We start from the raw sequence: 20,384 nt of genomic DNA, 5'->3' as shown, positions 1-20,384 counted from the left end.
TATGAAAAAACTGAATTTATTTTTAGGAGCACTAATTACTATATTTTTTATATCATGTGAAGGACCACAGGGACCCGCTGGGTTTGATGGATTTGACGGCGCCCCAGGACAAGATGGTGCAGATGGAATTAATATATTAGGACAGGTTGTTGATATTGAAGGAACTTTTACAATAGACAATGATTATTCTATCTTTTATGAGTTTCCACAAAGTATAGAGGTTTTTGAAACCGATGTTGTATTAGTGTACATGCTTTGGGATGTAACCGAAGATGGAAATGGTGAATCTGTAGACATATGGAGACTAATGCCACAGACAAGAATTATAGATCAAGGGCTTCTTCAATATAATTATGATTATACTTTTTTTGATGTAAATATTTTCTTGGAGTCAGATTTTGACCTTGCCACTTTACCAGCAGGCGATACAGATAATCAAGTTTTTAGAATTGCTGTTTTACCAGCAGAATCTACAACTGGAAAATTAGACACTTCTAACATTAATTCTGTAATGGCACATTTAGGTGTATCTGAAGAAAGCATTCAAAAAGTAACATTAGATTAACACCCCATGTAGTTAACCTATTTAAAGTCTTTGATTATTAATCAAAGACTTTTTTTATTTATATTATTTAAAACCTTAACCTAAAAGTTACGTAAATACAGTACATTGAAAGGAACACATAATTTTATCGACAGAAATAAAAAATTGAAAAATGAAATTTAAAATAGCAATTGCACTTTTAGTACTTTTTGTTAGTTGCAAGGGTACTTCACAAGAAAAAGAAATGGCTAAGGAAACTAAACCCAGCCAGAAAAAAGAATTTGCCGTTCAAAAGACAAATAGCGAATGGAAAAAAGAGTTAACCGATTCTCAATATTATGTACTGCGTGAAGCTGCTACAGAAAACCCTTTTACGAGCGAACTTTTAAAGAACAAAGAAAAAGGTACTTATGTTTGCGCAGCATGTGCAACTCCTCTTTTTAAAAGCTATACTAAGTTTGACTCTGGTACCGGATGGCCTAGCTTTTATGAAGAAATTAAAGGTAATGTAGCGTATGATGTTGATTATAAAATCGGTTACAAGAGAACAGAAGAACACTGTGCTACATGTGGCGGTCATTTAGGCCACGTTTTTGAAGACGGTCCTAATCCTACTGGTTTAAGGCATTGTATAAACGGTGTTGCTTTAGATTTTGTTCCTGCGGAATAAATCCATGTTAGCATTTTAAAAAACAAGAGGTCTAAATAGACCTCTTGTTTTTTTCTAATAGTTTCATAATCGGTCATCTAGATACTTTTCAAAATATCACAATTTCTTATTAAAGGTCATATTTTAAAAACCTACAATCAATTTCAATTAGGTTTTGTATTTTTGCACCTCAATTCAAACTACAAAAAATCAAAATATGAGCACTTTCGATATTATTGTTTTAGGTAGTGGTCCTGGTGGATATGTTACCGCTATTAGGGCTGCACAATTAGGCTTTAAGACTGCCGTTATTGAAAAAGAAAGTTTAGGAGGCGTTTGCTTAAATTGGGGTTGTATACCTACTAAAGCCTTATTGAAATCTGCACAAGTATTTGAATACTTAAAGCATGCAGAAGACTACGGTTTAACAGTTAATGGTGCCGATAAGGATTTTGATACTGTAGTAAAAAGAAGTCGTGGCGTTGCCGAAGGAATGAGCAAAGGTGTTCAGTTTCTAATGAAGAAGAATAAAATTGAAGTTATTAAAGGCTACGGAACTTTAAAAGCTGGCAAGAAAGTTTCAGTTAAGGCTGAAGATGGTACTACTACTGAATACAGTGCAAATAATATCATTATTGCAACTGGGGCTAGAAGTCGTGAATTACCAAGCTTACCACAAGATGGCAAAAAAATAATAGGTTACAGAGAGGCAATGACCTTAGATAAGCAACCTAAAAAAATGATTGTTGTTGGTAGTGGTGCAATAGGTATTGAATTCGCTTACTTCTACAATTCAATGGGAACTGAAGTTACCGTTGTTGAATATTTACCAAACATAGTACCTGTTGAAGACGAAGATATTTCTAAGCAATTAGAAAGAAGTTTCAAAAAAGCGGGCGTTAAGATTATGACTTCTGCAGAAGTTACTTCTGTTGATACATCTGGTGATGGTGTAAAAGCAACCGTAAAAACCGCTAAAGGCGAACAAGTTTTAGAAGCTGATATCGTATTATCTGCTGTAGGTATCAAAACCAACATTGAAAATATAGGTTTAGAAGATGTAGGTATCGCTACCGATCGTGATAAAATTTTGGTTAACGATTATTACCAAACAAATATACCTGGCTACTATGCTATTGGTGATGTTACACCAGGCCCGGCTCTTGCACATGTTGCATCTGCAGAAGGTATTTTATGTGTTGAAAAGTTAGCAGAAATGCATGTAGAGCCATTAGATTATGGTAACATACCTGGCTGTACATATTGTTCTCCTGAAATTGCTTCTGTTGGTTTAACCGAAAAACAAGCAAGAGAAAAAGGTATTGATATTAAAGTAGGGAAATTCCCATTCTCTGCTAGTGGTAAAGCAAAAGCTTCTGGTGCTTCTGACGGATTCGTAAAAGTTATTTTTGATGCTAAGTACGGTGAATGGTTAGGTTGCCATATGATCGGCGCAGGTGTTACAGATATGATTGCTGAAGCTGTTCTTGGTCGCAAATTAGAAACCACGGGGCATGAAGTACTTAAAACAATTCACCCACACCCAACTATGAGCGAAGCTGTTATGGAAGCAGTTGCAGCAGCATATGACGAGGTTATTCATTTATAATTAATTACAATTTTATATAACATGTTAAAATTATTTCGAGCAACGGCAATTTTAGAAGGAATCTCCTATTTGGCGTTGTTCGGGATAACCATGCCTTTAAAATATTGGGCAGAAATACCTGAACCCAATAAATGGGTAGGTTATGCACATGGTGCGCTTTTTATTGCCTTTATTGCACTTACTCTAATCGTAGGTTTCAAACACAAATGGAGCTTTAAAAAAGTATTTATATTTGGGATAGCATCACTTCTACCCTTCGCAACTTTTTATGTAGAAGAAAAATACTTAAGAACTGAAAAAGCCGATTAAGGTGATTCTTCAGTTACGGTAGTTAGTTTATACACACTACCATCAAAAAAATAGCTACATATTTTATATTATTTGAAAAAGAGTGCTTTGAATAACGTAAAGGTTTTACGTTCTAAACCAAAAAGCTCTCAATGGCCAAATCATAACTTTTAAGACCAAAGCCTAGTATTACACCACTTGCAGCTGGTGAAATATAAGACACATGCCTAAATTCTTCACGCTTGTGAGTATTTGATATGTGCACCTCTATAACGGGAGTTTCTACTGCTTTTACAGCATCTCCAATACCTACAGATGTATGCGTATATGCCGCAGCATTTAAAACAATACCATCATAGCTAAAACCCTTTTCCTGAATTTTAGAAATAAGCTCCCCTTCTATATTAGATTGAAAATACTCTAATTCAACGTTTTTAAATTTGAATTGTAGCTTTGAGAAGTAATCTTCAAAAGTTTCAGCTCCGTATACATCTGGTTCCCTTTTTCCCAAAAGATTTAAGTTGGGACCATTAATTATGATAATCTTCATACATCAAAAATAATGAATGTTGCCGTACAATGAATTAGAAATACAAGAAGTAAATTAAACTTGCTTAGCTAAATTATTTCACTAGCGACGTGTTCTATATTTAGGCTCAAAATTATAGACAATTCCTAAGGTCACCGTAGACCATGTAGTTTCTTCAACATCAATACCAGTATAGGATAAATTAACCTCAACACTTGAACTCATTAAATAAGCAATTGTAGGTCTATAATATAGACCACCTTCATTACCGTCACTAATACCCATAGCATAACCTATATTACCACCAAATGAAAAATAATTTGATGTCCAAAAACGAACGCCTGCAGATAATGGCAAAAACTGAACAGCTTCTTGTTCTTCTCTAATAATCGTTGTTTGAAAGGTTTCTGCAAAACCATGAATATAACCTACAGCAGGCCCTACATCTACTACTTCACCTAACGGATACATGTATGAGAAATCCGCTCCAAGTACAACACTTACCGCTTCATTATAATCATCTAAAGGTATTCCTGCTTGTATCCCGAATTTAAATCCTTCTTGAGCGAAAATTTCGGCTGAAAGACATAAGGCTAATAGTAAAATAAAATACTTATTCATGGTTGATTGGTTTATTCTAACAAAAATAAAGGTAAGAGTAAGCTTACAGGCATCTTTGTTGTGAACACCATAAAAGTAGTTGTACATCATACAATTAGGTAGGTTATAAAATATTAAATTTAGAGAATTTACGCTATATGATACAATTTTACATGGCTATAGACTATACTTTATAGACTGCTGAATTAATGTATTCTTTATCTTTAAACCATGAAATGGAAACATGCGCTGAAAGATTACACCACTTACTTAAAGCTTGAACGCGGTTTATCAAAAAACTCTATTCAGAGCTATACTATGGATATTGAAAAGCTAATTTCTTTTCTTGAAACCCATGATATTAACGTTACTCCTATTCTTATTGATAAAGACACAGTTCAACAATTTATCTATGAAATTGCAAAAGTGATTAACCCCCGATCTCAAGCACGAATTATATCGGGACTTAAAAGTTTCTTTAACTATCTTATTTTTGAAGATTACCGAAAAGACAATCCTTTAGATTTAATAGAATCACCTAAATTAGGCAGGAAATTACCCGACACTTTATCTGAGAACGAAATTGATAATTTAATACAAGGTATTGATTTAAGCTCTGCCGAAGGGGAGAGAAATAGAGCTATACTTGAGACGTTATATGGCTGCGGATTAAGAGTGTCTGAACTTATTGGCTTAAAAATATCTGATTTATTTTTTGAAGAAGATTTTATTAAAGTTACCGGTAAAGGAGATAAGCAACGTTTTGTTCCTATAAGCCCTGTAAATAAAAAGTATATTAATATTTATAGAAATGAAATAAGAGTTCACCTAAATATTCAAGAAGGCTTTCAAGATATCCTTTTTCTCAACAGACGAGGAAAACAACTTACTAGGGCTATGATTTTTACTATTGTGAAAAATCTGGCTGTAACTATAGGGTTACAGAAAAATATAAGCCCGCATACATTCAGGCATTCTTTTGCTACGCATTTACTAGAAAACGGAGCCGATTTACGTTCCATTCAGCAAATGTTAGGACACGAAAGTATAACCACAACAGAAATATACATGCATGTAGATCGCTCGCATTTAGCTGAAGTCATGAACACCTATCACCCTAGAAAGAGTCATTAAAATTTCCACTTACTACCTAATGTAAGTGCAGCGGGCATTACTACGTGCTTTTCACCAAATGCACCCATACTCGGGTTATTCATTTGAATATTAGCCTTCAACTCAATCATTAAATTAGGATCGACATCATACCCTAATCCAGTAACAAAACCAATACGATATGGTGTTTGACCAACACCTGCATTTTCTGTAGCTATTTCTGCTTCTATCCCACCAAATAGATATAACCGTTCATTCAAATACACTTTAGCCAATACACTAGATCTGAACCTTTCACTCAATATGTACGTGTCATAAAAACCTTGAAGTTCTAATTGTAGCGATTTTGAAACTCCGTATCGCACCATAAAAGACTTATGAACATCACCAAGTGCAGAATCAGGGTAAGCATGTCCAGTTATTGACAATCCAATTAATGACGAAGGTAAATTTGATACTGGTGGATTTTCTTTTACTTGCCCTTTAGATACTATGACAAACAAGAATAGAAAACTACTCATAAATACTTTCATAGGTTGGATATCTTAAGTAATTGAAAATAAATTCCTACAAAAGATATTTTAAAAAACAGAGCCAACGAAACACTTAGCAAAACTTTAACTGCCAAGTATTTAAACTATTACGAATTAAACCACTTATTAAGTTGACTAATCTTTAAATTGACTGTAATCTCTTTTAAACGGACGGATAATCAATCTAGCTTCTCTATCAAACCTAATGTAGTTGTATACCCAATTGATAAAAACTACCATTCTGTTTCTAAAACCTATAAGAAAAAATAAATGAACGAACATCCAAACAAACCAGGCAAAAACCCCTTGAAACCTGAATTTGTTAATATCGCAAACAGCCTTATTTCTACCAATAGTAGCCATACTACCTTTATCGTTATAGATAAAAGGCTTCATAGCTTTATGCTCTACTAGCTTAATTAAGTTTTCTCCTAATAACTTTCCTTGTTGAATTGCGGGTTGTGCAACCATAGGATGTCCTCGGGGATTATCTACTGTAGCCATACAAGCAATATCTCCAATAGCGAATATTTCTGGATGACCAATTACCTGATTAAACTCATTTACGTTTATTCTATTACCACCAGCGGCAACGCCTTCACCTTCTAAACCTGGAATAATTGCACCTTTTACACCAGCAGCCCAAACTACTGCTGCGGAATCGAATTTCAAATCTGTTTTAGTAGTAACGGTTTTACCATTGTAACCCGTAACACGAACACCTTTCCAAACTTGTACCCCTAATTTCTCTAAAAAGTCCTCTGCTTTTTTTGAGGCCTGCGCACTAAAGCCCGGCAATAAGCAATCGCCACCTTGCACAATATTTATCTGTGCTCTTCTAGTATCCAAATCAGGATAATCTTTTGGAAGTATTCCTTTTTTAATTTCAGCTAAAGCACCAGCAAGCTCTACCCCTGTTGGACCACCACCAACAATCACAAAATTCATTAGAGCATCTCGTTCATGATAATCATCTGTAAGAAGTGCCTGTTCAAAATTTTCTAATATTAAACTTCGAAGATTTAAAGATTGCGGTATCGACTTCATCGACATTGCATTCTTTTCTATCTCCTCATTACCAAAAAAGTTTGTCTCTGAACCTGTGGCAACAACTAAATAGTCATAAGTTATATCACCAATGTTAGTATTTAACTTTTTACCAGCAGTATCAATGTTCTCCACTTCCGCTAAACGGAAATAAAAATTATCGTATCCGATTAACACCTTACGCAATGGGTATGCAATGGAATCTGGTTCAAGACCACCTGTAGATACTTGATATAATAAAGGCTGAAAAGTATGGTAATTGTTCTTATCTATAAGAACGACTTGCACTTCTTTTTTACTTAATTTTTTAGCTAGAGAAACTCCGCCAAAACCACCACCTATAATTACAATTCTAGGATAGCTTGAAAGTGGTATGTTCATAGTATAGTACTTAAATGCAAAATTAAACAAATGGACTTCCACTTTAAAATAATAATGTGTTTTTAGTATCTTTAAGCTCTAACTCAAACAAACACCAAAATGCGTAAAACCCTTATTTTATTGGCAGTACTAAGTACTTCCATTTTTTCGATGAATGCTCAAAAGAGCGAAAAAGATATTATTAAAAAATTAGATCAAAAAAGTGCCGATTACGGAAATATAGCTCAAAATATTTGGGAATTCGCAGAAATGGGATACCAAGAAGAACAAAGCTCCGGTTTGTTACAAAAGACCTTACAAGATGCTGGGTTTACCATTAAAAAAGGTGTTGCCGGTATACCAACAGCATTCATTGCCGAATATGGTAGTGGAAGTCCTGTAATTGCAATTATGGGTGAATATGATGCTTTACCTGGTTTATCTCAGAAAGCGGTTGCAGAAAAAGAATCTGCAGGTGCTGCTGCCGGTCATGCATGTGGTCATCATTTATTTGGTACAGCCTCTACAGCTGCCGCAATTTCAACTAAAGAATGGCTAGAAGCCAATAAATCTAAAGGTACTATTCGTTTTTACGGTACACCTGCTGAGGAAGGTGGTTCTGGTAAGGTATTTATGGTTCGTGAAGGTTTGTTCAATGATGTTGATATTGCTCTACATTGGCACCCAGGTGCACAGAATGCTGCAAGTGCCGGAGCCGCTTTGGCAAACAAGTCTGCCAAATTCAGATTTTATGGTGTTTCTGCACATGCTGCCGCATCACCAGAAAAAGGACGTTCTGCTTTAGACGGTGTAGAAGCTATGAACATGATGATAAATATGATGCGAGAGCATATACCACAAGAAGCTAGAATTCATTACGTAATTACTGCCGGCGGTAAAGCTCCTAATGTTGTGCCGGATTTTGCTGAAGTATATTATTATGCTCGCCATAATAGACGTGATGTTGTAATAGATATTTTTGACCGTATGGTAAAAGCCGCTGAAGGCGCTGCTTTAGGTACCGGCACTACAATGGATTACGAAATGATTGGTGGTACACATGAGTTACTACCAAATCTTACCCTACAAAAAGTAATGCATGATAACTTATCTGAAGTAGGTGGAATGGAATATACTGCTGAAGAAAAAGCATTTGCAGATAAAATTGCAAAATCTTTAGGTCAGGAAAAAGCGGACCTTGCTACTGCAAAAAATGTACAGCCTTACAAAACCGAAGCGAGAGCTTTTGGCTCTACTGATGTTGGAGATGTAAGTTTCACTGTACCTACTGTAGGTTTTAGCACGGCTACATGGGTACCTGGCACTGCAGCTCATAGCTGGCAAGCTGTTGCAGCAGGTGGTACTTCAATTGGTAATAAAGGAATGATGATTGCTGCGAAAACATTAACTATGACAGCTATAGACTTATTCAAGGATAAAAAATTGATTGAGACTGCTAAAGCTGAGTTCATAGAAAAGAGAGGTGCAGATTTTAAATATATCCCACTTCTAGGGGATAGAGCTCCTGCTTTGGATTATAGAAAATAGTCTAGCATTAATATAAAATAGAAAAGTGCCAAGTTGACCTTGGCACTTTTTTTACGTATTTACAGATTTATTGTAACAAATGAAACCAAACATAGACTAACACCGTAAGAACAGCCAACTAATAGTGAATAAAGACCTTGAACACAAATTTGTGACCGAGTTACAGGACAATCAAAATATTGTCCATAAGGTGTGTACCCTGTATACAAATGACCGTGACTCTCACAATGACCTTTTTCAAGAAATCACTATTCAATTGTGGAAGGCATATCCAAAATTTAGGGGCGAAGCCAAGTTTAGTACATGGATGTATCGGGTAGCACTGAATACTGCGATAACATTGTATAGAAAGCGTAAAAGAAGAATTGATACTGCCGACTATGAGTCTATAATTTTTAAAATTAAGGCCGAAGTATATGATGAGACCGAAGAATTGCAATTGAAACTGATGTACAAAGCAGTAAAGCAATTAAATGATGTTGATAAGGCTTTAGTATTTTTATATCTTGAGGATAAAAATTATGCTGAAATATCAGAAACCTTAGGTATTACCGAGGTAAATGCAAGAGTGAAAATGAATCGTATCAAAACAAAATTAAGAACCATTTTGAATCCATAAGCGTATGACGGATGAACTGGAATTATTAAAGAGAGACTGGCAGAAGAAGGAATTTGATGTTCCTAAACTAAGCTATGATGAGATACATAAAATGATTTGGAAGAAATCTTCTTCTATTGTTAAATGGATACTCATAATAAGCATATTAGAATTTACAGTGCCTCACCTATTATATCTTTTACCTTCAATGCGCGAGGGAATGGAAATATATGATAAAATAGGAATATCGAAGTACCTGCTATTTTTATCTGGTTTCACCTATTTAGTAGCGTTCTACTTTATATTTCAATTCTATAAAAGATTCAAGGAAATATCGGTTTTAGATAACTCTAAGAACTTGATGAAGAAAATAATTAAAACTAGAAAAACAGTAAAGCATTATGTCATCTTTTCTTTATCAATGATAATGGTTACTATCATTATGATGATAATTGGTGTTTACCTAAACGATAATATCACCCTTGCCTTTCCTGAATTAAAAGATAGTCTAGAAAACATATCACAAGAAAAGCTAAAAGTAACTATAATGCTTTCCATTGGAATTTTCGGCGTCATACTAACTTTAGCTATGGGTGGAATATACTTTCTACTTTACGGACTTTTACTTAGAAAATTAAAACAGAATTATAGTGAACTAAGACATTTAGCAGTTTAAGAATTTTTCCATTTACGCTGCTTATTCTCTTCTTCATATGCCAAGAGATCCGCTTTTGAAATCACTTTTAAAAATGAAGGATGTTGTTCAATTGCATACTCTAATTTTTCTATAATAGATTCAGAAGTTTCATTATCATAATCTATCTGTAATGGTTCTTTAATAACCATAGATTGAAGAATACCTTTTTTCTTTACACGGAGCCCTTTTTTATCAAAAGAACGTCTAAAACCATCTATAACAACTGGTACTACTACAGGTTTGTACTTCTTGATTATATGCGCCGTTCCTTTTCGTAAAGGTTTCCATGGCGTGGTTGTTCCTTGGGGAAACGTAATTACCCAACCATCATTTAAGGCTTTACCTATACTAGATATATCGCTCATTTTCACTTGACGCTTAACATCTTTACCTTCAGAACGCCACGTTCTTTCAACACTAACAGAACCTGCATAGGCCATTATTTTGGTCAACAGACTTTTCCTCATCGTTTCCGCTGCAGCAACATAATACATGTTCAATTTAGGTTGCCATATGTACCCTAAATTTTTAATGGAATCCTCTCGCCCACTTAAACTAGCATTGAATACGTGAAACATAGCCACTACATCTGCAAAATAAGTTTGGTGATTGCTTACAAACAGCACATTTCTGTCTGGCAGATTTCTGATAATATCAGAACCTTCAATTTCTAATGTATTAAATCCCTTATAGCGCTGATGCGACAATAAGGCCAAAATACGAATTAGCCACTTTTTAATATATAAATTATGCCCAAAAGGGTTCTTATCAAATAATCCCATAGAATGCTAAAATAATTAAATATGCCTTACAACACCTGCTTTAATAACTCTTTAATCTCATTCAACATCATTGCGGTTGCTCCCCAAACGATATAACCGTTTAATTCAAAGGCTGGTACTTCAATATCTTCCGCGTATGATGTCGTTAATTTTTTAGAAATAACTTTATTCTCATCTAAAAAGTCCACTATAGGCACTTCTAAAATTAATTCTACCTCAGTATCTTGTTTTACAAATGGTTTCGGGTTTTTATACAAACCTATATATGGTTGCACCATAAAATTACTTGGTGGTATAAAAATCTCTGAAATTTCTTTTACCAAAGTAACATCATTAGGTAGTACACCTACTTCTTCATGTGTTTCTCGTAATGCGGTGGTCAATAATCCATCATCAGACTTTTCTGCCTTCCCCCCCGGAAAACCAACTTGATTAGAGTGTATTCCTTTATAGGTTTTACGCAATATCAACAATAAGTTTGTATTTTGATTTACCGTTGGATAAAACAATGCCATAACAGCTGCCTTCCGTGGATTTTTCTTAGCAATATTGATTTGTTTTAAATCTTCTAGCCGACTTTCTGGAGCCATTTTATATTGCGAAGCCTCTCCCGGTAGCGGTAGATCCTTTATTTTTGATATTCGTTGTTCAAAAAAATTGAAATCCATGCGTTTACTTAAATACTATTCATATTTCTGCGCTGCCATTCTCGCTTTAACCAGCTGCAAAGATACTTCTAAGAAAGTTGATGATACAACTACAACAGTAGAAGTAGTTATAGATTCAACTAAAATTACCGAAAATAAAGTAGGTGATGAAAAACAAGAGGAAACCTTTGAACTTAACGAAGACAATGCCATCGATTTCTTTTTCAATTATGAAAAGACTTTAACTTCTAATAAAGTAAAAATTACTACCAACCTTGGTAGCTTTATTGTTGAGTTGTATGATAATGTCCCCTACCACAGGGCTAACTTCATCTACTTAACAGAAAAAGGATATTTCGATTATACCCAATTTCATAGAGTGGTGAAAAACTTTATAATTCAAGGTGGTAATTCTGATGACGAAAGAACTGGTAAAAAAAGAACAAAAATAGGCAGGTATTTATTACCACCCGATACTAGAAAAGGCCATAAACACCATAGAGGTACTATTTCTATGCCTAGTAGCGAAATGGATAACCCACATATGTTAGCCTCCCCTTTTGAGTTTTTCATAGTAGTTACCGATCCTGGCTCTTATCATTTAGACAATGAATACACCCCATTTGGAAGAGTTATTGAAGGTATGGATGTGGTTGACAAAATTAATAATCAGCCTGTTGAAAAAGGAGATTGGCCTTTGCAAAATATTTACATTGAAAAAGCGGAAGTACTTAAATAATTCTTGCCTTTCTGATGAATTAAGTTATTTCCCGATAGATGTTCGGTAACGAAATTTTAAATTGTACCGCCAATACACGCATGATTATTATGGTTACAATTGCCATAGAATAGGCAATTGTGTTTTCAATTGGGAATTGAATTAAAAGAAAGTATACCAAACCGCCCAAAATACATACGGTTGCATAAATTTCTTTTCTAAATATCACCGGAATTTCATTACATAAAATATCACGTATTACGCCGCCAAAACACGCTGTAATTGTACCTAAAGCGATACACATTACCGGAGACAAATCTGCAGCTAAACCCTTTTCTATACCTACCATGGTATATAACCCTATACCAATAGTATCAAACAGGAATAACGATTTTCTAACGTACTTTAACTGCTTTACAAAAATAATCGCCAATAATACGGTAACTACTATTATCATTAGATGCATTGGTGCATTCAACCATCCAACAGGTTTTATCCCTATTAAAAGATCTCTTAAAGTACCACCACCAACTGCTGTTACAAATGCAATGATTAGCACACCAAATACATCTAGTCTTTTATCCATTGCAACCAAAACTCCGGATATTGCAAATGCAATGGTTCCTAAAATATCAATGATGAAATAAAACATTATCTACAGCTTTTGAGTAAAGTAATTATAGTCCTTCAAAACAGTATTTATATATGCAACATCATATAATTCTGAATTGGTCTGCAAGATACTATCTACTTTATCCCTAAGCGCTTTTAATGTCTTAAAATCGTTACTTTTTTTAGCTATACTAAAGGTTTCTTTGATCAGTCTTACATCCTTATCCGTCAACAAGGTAACATTCATGAATTGAGGCACATAAGTATCTTCAACTTCTTCAAGTATGGTATGTGAAACAGTTGTTTTATTCTTAGTACTGATTACTACGGTACCTGCGGCCGCATCACCTAAACGTTGTCTTTTTTCAGAAAACAAAATAGTAAGTATCCCTATTGATCCTACAAAAATCCAGATATCAACCAAACGTAGCATCCATCTAATTAAAAAATTGCTCCAGTGTACTGGTGAACCATCAACTTTTACCACCCTCATTTTCATAAGCATTTTACCTACAGTTCTACCATTAAAGATAATATGCATCAGTAAACTGTAAAACATTGCAGGTAATGTAATTAAAGCAACTATTCCTCTTTGTGTCCAACCATCATCATAGATATAACCAATGGCATCACCTATTAAATTTACCAAAGCATAATAGAGATATAGTATAAAAGCGTCGATACAAAATGCTACAATTCTTTCACCTATACCAACAATAGTATAATTAAGATTAACATTTTGCGTTGTATTGATTTGGAGGTTATTCATTAAGTCTTAAATTTAACAAGGTAAAAATAGTTTATGCGCGAAGCTGCTTTTGTAAGGCAAAATAAGGAAAAATGGATAGCATTTGAAAAGGCTATCAACCTAGGTGCTACTACAAACCCAGATGAACTTGCCAATGGCTACATTCAACTGACCAATGATTTAGCTTATGCGCAAACGTATTACGCAGAAAGTAAGACTTTATTGTATTTAAACGGATTAGCATCACAAGCGCACCAAAAAATTTATAAGAATAAAAAAGAGAGTAGAAACAGGATTTTCAGTTTCTGGAAGACGGAATTTCCACTTTTCTTTAAGCAATACCATAATACGCTAGGGGTAGCATTTTTAATTTTTGTTATAGCCTCTGCCATTGGCTCGCTTTCAGCTTTAAACGATGCAACTTTTGTACGTTTAATATTGGGTGATGCCTATGTTAATGAAACTCTTAATAACATTGCTAACGGAGATCCTGCTGCAATTTATAAAGGCGGTAGTGAAATTGGTTCTTTTTTAGGGATTACCATAAATAATATTAGAGTTGCATTCCTTGCCTTTGCTTTTGGTGTTATTACTAGTATTGGAACTGCTTACATTCTTTTTAGCAATGGAGTAATGCTCGGAGCATTCATTACTTTTTTTTATACAAAAGGTGTATTCTTTGAAGCCAATAAACAAATTTGGTTGCATGGAACCATTGAGATTTCCGTAATAATCATAGCTGGTTGTGCCGGTTTAATTATGGGCAATAGTATTCTTTTCCCAAAAACCTATTCTAGACGCGTATCATTTATGAAAGGGGCTAAAGATGGCCTAAAGGTTGTTATTAGTACAATTCCCTTTTTTATCCTTGCTGGGTTTATTGAAGGTTTTATAACACGATATACAAGCATGCCAAATTGGTTGGCTTTTCTAATAATTGGTGCTTCATTATTTCTAATCATATTTTATTACATAGTATACCCCATTTTACTTAACAACCAACATGAAAGACAATTACATACCGTTACGGGTAAACCGTGATTTTGGCGGAATTATTTCTGTTTATTTTGACTATTTTAAACAAAACATTAAAAACTTTACCAATGTTTTTATAAGCTATAACGGCGTTTTCTTAATAGGACTTTTAATAACTAGCTACTTATTAGTATCTGGTTTTTTAGGAATGATTGCACAAGAAACGGGTCAGAATTCTTTTGTTGGTGGTAATGATTTTGAGCAAGACTATTATATATACTTAGGAATTGGAGGGTTTTTATTTGCCATCATCTTTTTAGGTGTTGCTTTTCTTAACTACTCGTTATCCACTAGTTATATGATAAAATATGTAGAGACCAGGGATAACAATGTAGATAAAAAAGAGGTTTGGAACTTGGTAAAAAACCAATTTGGAAATATTGCCCTCTTCGTTCTTTTATTGATACCAATTTATATAGCATTTATAATTGCAGCAATTATATTGGCTATAATACCATTGGTAGGATTTTTTGCCCAATACATTGTTCAATTTTTCTTAACGGCATGGATAGGTGTTTCATTCTTTGATATGTTAGAAAAGAAAAAAGGTGTTACAGAAGCACTAGGCGAAGGCTGGAAATTAGTAACCTCTAACTTTTGGAAATCTGTAGGTGTCAATTTTATTATGGGATTGTTATTAGGTCTTTTACTAATGATCGCTTTAATTGTACCTGGTATTATCATCGGTGTCTATACATTTCATGTAGTTGAAAACGATGTAGATTACTCCCACTCTATAGTTTCTACAATTATATATACTTTAAGTACATGTCTTATACTTATTATTGCAGTGTACGGGCAGTGTCTTACTCAGTTTGTTAATGGTATTTTATATTATGCTTTGCACGAAAAAACATACAACGAAAACACTAGGGCTACCATTGATCAGATAGGCCAAAACGATTAATTTGAAATATTTTATTTTTCTCATATTCTTTCAACTAATAACCCTTTGCTCTTTTGCACAGGAGAAGAATGATAGCATCATAAAAATTGACTCATCTTCAATATTGATATCTAGAAATATTGAAGAAGACCTTTCTAAAAGGTATACGGGAGATGAGTTTAATTATACCTTTAAAACAGGTGAATCTCAAAACATTTTAGCTCGATTTATAAATTGGATAGGTCAAGGTTTATATAACGTATTTGGCATAACATTATCTCCACAGGTACTTCAAATTATTGAATATTTTATATACTTTTTGCTAGTGATTCTGGCTATATATCTAATTGTAAAAGTACTAATCAACGAAAGTTTCAATTCTATTTTTCAGAAAAAAGCCAAGGCAATAAATGATATAAACCTAACGGAAGAACACATAGAAAGTATTGATATTAATACGCTTCTTAATACAGCATTAAACGATAAAAATTATAGACTTGCAATACGATATCAGTTTCTACTAACGTTACAGAAATTATCTGAAAATGATATTGTTGAATGGCATTTTGATAAAACAAATTCGGATTATTTAAGCGAAATTAAACAGCCCCAACTTCAAAATGGATTTAAAAAAATAACCTACCTGTACGACTATATATGGTATGGTGAGCAGCCAATAGATGAAATTAAATACAGTAAATCGATTTTAGATTTCGAATCGATAAACCAACTAATAAAACCATAAATTGGGGAAACGTTCTAAAATAATACTTGGGCTTTTGGTTACTGTGCTTATTGGCATCATTGTAACGGAAATTGTGCGCCCTAGACCTATTAATTGGCGACCCTCATATACTTCTATTTCTAAAATACCATTTGGTTGTTTTGTTTTATTTAATGAACTCCCTTCCATATTTCCAAATAGTGATATAGAGAAAGTAGAAAAAAGCGTGTATGATCTTCTTATTGAAAATGATTCTACGATCACTTCCAATTATATAATGATTAATGACTTCATCTATTTAGATGAGCAAGAAACTAATCAGATTTTAAAATATGTCGAAAATGGAAATCAGGTTTTCATTGCCAGCAGCAATTTTACAGGGAAATTGGCGGACACTTTAAATATTCAAATTACCCAACAATATGATATTCAAGAAGACTCTGTAAAGACATCATTTTCTAATCAAAATTTTAAACAGGAACATTTCTATTTTACAAGAGGAGTAGATCCCGCTTATTTTACAAGTGTTGACACTGTTAACACAGAAATACTTGGACACATTCAGTTTAAAACCTCAGCGTTTTTAGAAAACGAGACGGAAAAAATAAAAACTAGAGCCAACTTTATAAAAACATCTTTTGGTAAAGGAAGTTTTATCATAAACACTTTACCCATTGCATACTCTAACTATTATCTTTTAGGCGAAAATAGTAACTACAGTGTACAAAGTTTCTCTTACTTAGAAGACCATCTTTTATATTGGGACGACTATAAAAAATCTGGTCGTAAAGTTATTACTTCGCCAATGCGATTTGTTCTAAATCAGCCTGCCTTAAAATGGAGCTATTATTTATTGATTGTTGGATTATTACTTTTTGTCGTTTTTAAAGCCAAGCGAGAACAACGCATAATACCAATTATAAAACCGCTTGAAAACTCTTCTGTAGAATTTGCAAAAACAGTTGGGTCTCTCTATCATCAACACAGAGATTACAAGAATTTAAACGATAAAAAAACCACCTACTTCTTAACTTACATTAGAAATAGATATTACGTAGACACCACTGTTTTAGATGAAAAATTAATTACTCAATTAACTGCCAAAGCAGGAAAACCAACAGAAGAAACTAAAGCTATTATTGAACTCATACTCAGTCTTAAAAATAAACCTATACATACTGAACAAGATGCTTTAAACCTTGCTCAGAAAATAAATACATTTAAACAATCTTATGGAAGATAATATACAAGATGAAAACAACGTAGAATTTAATTCTCGAATTGATCTTACCAAGCTCCAAGATTCTGTAGCAAAAGTAAAATTAGAATTAGGTAAGGTTATTATTGGTCAACAAGAAATGATCGAATTATTAATCGTTTCTATTTTGGCAAACGGGCACTCGCTTATAGAAGGTGTACCAGGTGTAGCCAAAACCGTTACCGCTAAGCTTTTAGCAAAAACAATGAATGTAGACTTTAGCCGAATTCAGTTTACGCCAGACTTAATGCCGAGCGATATTTTAGGAACTTCTATTTTCAACGTAAAGACTTCTGAATTCGAATTTAAGAAAGGTCCTATTTTTTCTAATATAATACTGATAGATGAAATAAACAGAGCTCCAGCAAAAACACAAGCCGCTCTTTTTGAAGCAATGGCAGAAAGACAAATTACTATTGACGGTAATGAATTTGAAATGCAACCCCCGTTTTTAGTTTTTGCCACTCAGAACCCTGTAGAACAAGAAGGAACATACAGACTACCTGAAGCTCAATTAGACCGTTTTTTATTTAAAATAAATGTCAACTACCCTACTTTAGAAGAGGAAATACAGATTTTAGAGAATAAACACCAACAGAAAAATATAAATGTAGAAGCATTAATAGATTCCGTTCTTTCTGCGGAACAAATTGCATCTTACCAACATGTTATTAAGGATATTATCGTAGAAGATAATCTGTTGAAATATATAGCAGCAATCGTCAATAATACACGAACCAATGCCAATCTATATTTAGGGGCTTCCCCTAGGGCATCTATTGCAATTTTAGAAGCATCAAAAGCAGTCGCTGCTATTAATGGTAGAGATTTTATAACTCCAGATGATATAAAGAAGGTAGTAGGTCCTATTTTATGTCATAGAATAATACTTACACCTGAGCGTGAAATGGAAGGTTATACTGCAGAAAAAATGATTAAAGACCTAATTCAAACTATAGAAATTCCAAGATAAAATTCTGTGAAAAAAATCTTTAAAAAAATATTTCTTCAAAAGAGGTTCTTCCTTGTTTTAACAGGGGTGATTCTCAGCTTTTTGGTATCCTATATTTTTGAGAATTTTATTTTCATGGCCAAGATATTTTTCTTTCTATTCTTAATATTAATCTTGGTAGATGCAGTATTATTATTTTTTTCTAAAGGCAATATAATAGCTGATAGAATAGTACCTGACAAACTCTCTAACGGAGATGAAAACAGTATCAAAATCAAGGTAACCAATCAATATTTATTTTCATGTAATGTCAACATAATAGATGAGCTTCCATTTCAATTTCAGAAGCGTGATTTTAGTTTTCTGGGTATATTAAAATCTGGGGAACAAAAATTTTATTCCTATACCATTAGACCCGTAGAAAGAGGTGTTTATAGTTTTGGTGATTTAAATATTTTCGCTTCCTCTCCTATTGGGTTTTTAGCTAATAAGTATACGTTTAGTCATAATAAAGAAGTACCCGTATATCCTTCTTTCTTACAACTTCGTAAATATGACCTTTTGGCATTTAGCAACCGACTACTAGAATTTGGTATTAAAAAAATTCGTCGCATAGGGCATACGATGGAGTTTGAACAAATCAAGGATTATATTCAAGGTGATGATATTAGAAATATAAACTGGAAAGCCACAGCCAAAAGAGGTCAGTTAATGGTCAATCAGTTTCAAGATGAAAAATCTCAACCCATTTACTCTATTATAGACAAAGGGAGGGTGATGAAAATGCCTTTTAACGCCCTAAGTTTATTAGATTACGCCATTAACGCTACATTGGTCATCAGTAGCATTGCTCTCAAAAAGAATGATAAAGCGGGTATGTTCTCCTTTAGTAATAAAATAGAGAATAGAGTTGTTGCAGAACGTAGAAGCTCGCAAATGAATCTAATTCTAGAGACGCTATATAATCTGAACACTAATTTCGTGGAGAGTGATTTTAGTAGATTGTATATTGATACAAAAAGAAATCTACCCCAAAGAAGCTTATTACTATTATATACTAATTTTGAAACATTAGATGCATTACACAGGCAATTACCCTATTTACAGGCAATTGCTAAACAACATTTATTGGTGGTAATATTCTTTGAGAATTCTGAGCTAATATCTTATGCTAAAGAGAAACCCAATAGCACATTAGCCGTTTTTGAACAAGCCATTGCCGAAAAATTCATATATGAAAAGCAATTGGTCGTTAATGAACTACGTAAGTATGGGATACAAACAATTTTGACCAAACCTGAAGATTTAACCATTAATACAATTAATAAATACTTAGAGATAAAAGCTAAAGGACTGTTATAAATAATTATCTAAGTAGGTAAGCAGCTTGTAGTTCAGAGTTTATATCACCAGTGCCATTATCAACGAACAATGGCAAGTCTAATTTATTTTCAGTATCTAGATTTATAACCAAACAACCACAATTTTTACCTCCACCATTTCTTCTTCTAGTATTGCTAGTCAATATATCTAAAGCCATACCAGACAGTATACCGCCTAAGGTTGTATACAACACATCTTTTGTTTCCCACTCGTATCCCTTGGGCTTGTCATAAAGAGTTTCCTTTGCAAGACCAGCAGCCAGGCTACTACCAACTGCGCCTGCCCATTTCCACCCACGTTGACCGTTAGTTATTTTATGTGCGGCGTAACCACCCGCAACACCAATAACAATACCTGCTCCAATATGTTTTGCTGCATCGCTAGGGTCTTGCGCATTTATTTTGGTGATAATGGTTATAGCAAAAACAAGTATAATTAATTTCATTATAGGGGATTTGGCATTTTAATTCTATAACGAATTTCAACAAATTAAATTATATAAATATATTAATTTGCCTATTAAC

Annotated in this window: 24 protein-coding genes; 15 read left to right on the top strand and 9 right to left on the bottom strand. The window is 33.7% G+C overall.

All coding sequences use genetic code 11. The features are described 5' to 3' along the window. The first annotated feature begins 1 nt into the window (after position 1). The 4 genes from BM296_RS18425 to BM296_RS18410 all read left to right on the top strand — a co-directional run bounded on the left by BM296_RS18425 (position 2) and on the right by BM296_RS18410 (position 3,111). Positions 2-565, top strand: coding sequence for a collagen-like triple helix repeat-containing protein (locus BM296_RS18425; protein ID WP_091905511.1), 564 nt, complete (start codon positions 2-4; stop codon positions 563-565). A 151-nt stretch (positions 566-716) separates the two neighbouring features. Next, positions 717-1,214 (top strand): peptide-methionine (R)-S-oxide reductase MsrB, encoded by a 498-nt coding sequence (msrB, locus tag BM296_RS18420; protein ID WP_027067752.1) that lies wholly within the window; start codon positions 717-719, stop codon positions 1,212-1,214. 196 nt (positions 1,215-1,410) lie between these two features. After that, entirely contained in the window at positions 1,411-2,802 is a 1,392-nt protein-coding gene (gene lpdA / locus BM296_RS18415) for a dihydrolipoyl dehydrogenase (protein WP_091905508.1), read from the top strand. Between the two features lie 21 nt (positions 2,803-2,823). Next, positions 2,824-3,111, top strand: coding sequence for a DUF3817 domain-containing protein (locus BM296_RS18410; protein WP_027067754.1), 288 nt, complete (start codon positions 2,824-2,826; stop codon positions 3,109-3,111). A 112-nt stretch (positions 3,112-3,223) separates the two neighbouring features. On the opposite strand, the gene aroQ is transcribed toward BM296_RS18410, so the two are convergent. Both aroQ and BM296_RS18400 read right to left on the bottom strand, forming a co-directional pair. Beyond that, positions 3,224-3,640: a type II 3-dehydroquinate dehydratase gene (aroQ, locus tag BM296_RS18405; RefSeq protein WP_091905505.1), complete on the bottom strand. Its 417-nt coding sequence runs from the start codon at positions 3,638-3,640 to the stop codon at positions 3,224-3,226. Positions 3,641-3,721: 81 nt separating this feature from the next. Continuing rightward, the gene (locus tag BM296_RS18400) at positions 3,722-4,240 is read right to left on the bottom strand and encodes an outer membrane beta-barrel protein (RefSeq protein ID WP_091905595.1); all 519 of its coding nucleotides are present in this window, start codon (positions 4,238-4,240) and stop codon (positions 3,722-3,724) included. 210 nt (positions 4,241-4,450) lie between these two features. On the opposite strand from BM296_RS18400, the gene xerD reads away from it, so the two are divergent. After that, a complete protein-coding gene (gene xerD, locus BM296_RS18395; RefSeq protein ID WP_091905503.1) occupies positions 4,451-5,353 on the top strand; it encodes a site-specific tyrosine recombinase XerD in 903 nt (300 codons plus the stop codon). Here xerD and BM296_RS18390 read toward each other — a convergent pair. Both BM296_RS18390 and BM296_RS18385 read right to left on the bottom strand, forming a co-directional pair. Next, positions 5,350-5,865 (bottom strand): hypothetical protein, encoded by a 516-nt coding sequence (locus BM296_RS18390; RefSeq protein WP_143099102.1) that lies wholly within the window; start codon positions 5,863-5,865, stop codon positions 5,350-5,352. The two genes, xerD and BM296_RS18390, sit on opposite strands and share 4 nt — an antisense overlap. 135 nt (positions 5,866-6,000) lie before the next feature. Then, positions 6,001-7,293 carry an NAD(P)/FAD-dependent oxidoreductase gene (locus BM296_RS18385; RefSeq protein ID WP_036147192.1) on the bottom strand — a complete coding sequence of 431 codons (1,293 nt, stop codon included), beginning with the start codon at positions 7,291-7,293 and terminating at the stop codon, positions 6,001-6,003. A gap of 99 nt (positions 7,294-7,392) precedes the next feature. Between BM296_RS18385 and BM296_RS18380 the strand changes: the two genes are divergently transcribed. The 3 genes from BM296_RS18380 to BM296_RS18370 all read left to right on the top strand — a co-directional run bounded on the left by BM296_RS18380 (position 7,393) and on the right by BM296_RS18370 (position 10,094). After that, positions 7,393-8,820, top strand: coding sequence for an amidohydrolase (locus BM296_RS18380; protein ID WP_091905497.1), 1,428 nt, complete (start codon positions 7,393-7,395; stop codon positions 8,818-8,820). A gap of 124 nt (positions 8,821-8,944) precedes the next feature. Continuing rightward, entirely contained in the window at positions 8,945-9,439 is a 495-nt protein-coding gene (locus tag BM296_RS18375; protein WP_091905493.1) for an RNA polymerase sigma factor, read from the top strand. A gap of 4 nt (positions 9,440-9,443) precedes the next feature. Beyond that, the gene (locus BM296_RS18370) at positions 9,444-10,094 is read left to right on the top strand and encodes a DUF8845 family protein (protein ID WP_091905490.1); all 651 of its coding nucleotides are present in this window, start codon (positions 9,444-9,446) and stop codon (positions 10,092-10,094) included. Here BM296_RS18370 and BM296_RS18365 read toward each other — a convergent pair. After that, positions 10,091-10,897 carry a lysophospholipid acyltransferase family protein gene (locus tag BM296_RS18365; RefSeq protein WP_027067763.1) on the bottom strand — a complete coding sequence of 269 codons (807 nt, stop codon included), beginning with the start codon at positions 10,895-10,897 and terminating at the stop codon, positions 10,091-10,093. The two genes, BM296_RS18370 and BM296_RS18365, sit on opposite strands and share 4 nt — an antisense overlap. Before the next feature lie 26 nt (positions 10,898-10,923). After that, complete coding sequence (locus BM296_RS18360; RefSeq protein WP_027067764.1) at positions 10,924-11,565, bottom strand: NUDIX hydrolase; 642 nt, start codon at positions 11,563-11,565, stop codon at positions 10,924-10,926. On the opposite strand from BM296_RS18360, the gene BM296_RS18355 reads away from it, so the two are divergent. Then, entirely contained in the window at positions 11,564-12,283 is a 720-nt protein-coding gene (locus tag BM296_RS18355) for a peptidylprolyl isomerase (protein WP_091905486.1), read from the top strand. The genes BM296_RS18360 and BM296_RS18355 overlap by 2 nt on opposite strands. Positions 12,284-12,302: 19 nt before the next feature. Here BM296_RS18355 and BM296_RS18350 read toward each other — a convergent pair whose 3' ends face one another. Together BM296_RS18350 and BM296_RS18345 are read right to left on the bottom strand one after the other, a co-directional pair. Then, a complete protein-coding gene (locus BM296_RS18350; protein WP_091905483.1) occupies positions 12,303-12,914 on the bottom strand; it encodes a trimeric intracellular cation channel family protein in 612 nt (203 codons plus the stop codon). A 3-nt stretch (positions 12,915-12,917) separates the two neighbouring features. Continuing rightward, positions 12,918-13,643: an RDD family protein gene (locus BM296_RS18345; protein WP_091905480.1), complete on the bottom strand. Its 726-nt coding sequence runs from the start codon at positions 13,641-13,643 to the stop codon at positions 12,918-12,920. A gap of 33 nt (positions 13,644-13,676) precedes the next feature. On the opposite strand from BM296_RS18345, the gene BM296_RS18340 reads away from it, so the two are divergent. The 6 genes from BM296_RS18340 (at position 13,677) to BM296_RS18310 (ending at position 19,839) form a co-directional block, all read left to right on the top strand. After that, a complete protein-coding gene (locus BM296_RS18340; protein WP_091905477.1) occupies positions 13,677-14,663 on the top strand; it encodes a stage II sporulation protein M in 987 nt (328 codons plus the stop codon). Continuing rightward, positions 14,626-15,564, top strand: coding sequence for a hypothetical protein (locus BM296_RS18335; RefSeq protein ID WP_027067769.1), 939 nt, complete (start codon positions 14,626-14,628; stop codon positions 15,562-15,564). Before BM296_RS18340 ends, BM296_RS18335 begins: the two co-directional genes overlap by 38 nt. A 1-nt stretch (position 15,565) precedes the next feature. Next, positions 15,566-16,288 carry a hypothetical protein gene (locus BM296_RS18330; RefSeq protein WP_091905474.1) on the top strand — a complete coding sequence of 241 codons (723 nt, stop codon included), beginning with the start codon at positions 15,566-15,568 and terminating at the stop codon, positions 16,286-16,288. 1 nt (position 16,289) lies between these two features. Next, on the top strand, positions 16,290-17,510 hold the full coding sequence (locus tag BM296_RS18320) for a DUF4350 domain-containing protein (RefSeq protein ID WP_143099101.1): 1,221 nt from the start codon (positions 16,290-16,292) through the stop codon (positions 17,508-17,510). Next, a complete protein-coding gene (locus BM296_RS18315) occupies positions 17,500-18,498 on the top strand; it encodes an AAA family ATPase (RefSeq protein ID WP_091905469.1) in 999 nt (332 codons plus the stop codon). The genes BM296_RS18320 and BM296_RS18315 overlap by 11 nt, the downstream gene beginning before the upstream one ends. Before the next feature lie 114 nt (positions 18,499-18,612). Further along, positions 18,613-19,839, top strand: coding sequence for a DUF58 domain-containing protein (locus BM296_RS18310; protein WP_245787052.1), 1,227 nt, complete (start codon positions 18,613-18,615; stop codon positions 19,837-19,839). 4 nt (positions 19,840-19,843) lie between these two features. Here the strand turns inward: BM296_RS18310 and BM296_RS18305 are convergent, their stop codons facing one another. Further along, a complete protein-coding gene (locus tag BM296_RS18305; protein ID WP_091905463.1) occupies positions 19,844-20,305 on the bottom strand; it encodes a hypothetical protein in 462 nt (153 codons plus the stop codon). Between the last annotated feature and the right edge of the window lie 79 nt (positions 20,306-20,384).

The sequence above is a fragment of the Maribacter stanieri genome, from assembly GCF_900112245.1.
Lineage (GTDB): Bacteria > Bacteroidota > Bacteroidia > Flavobacteriales > Flavobacteriaceae > Maribacter > Maribacter stanieri.
This window is presented reverse-complemented; position numbering and strand designations above follow the sequence as displayed.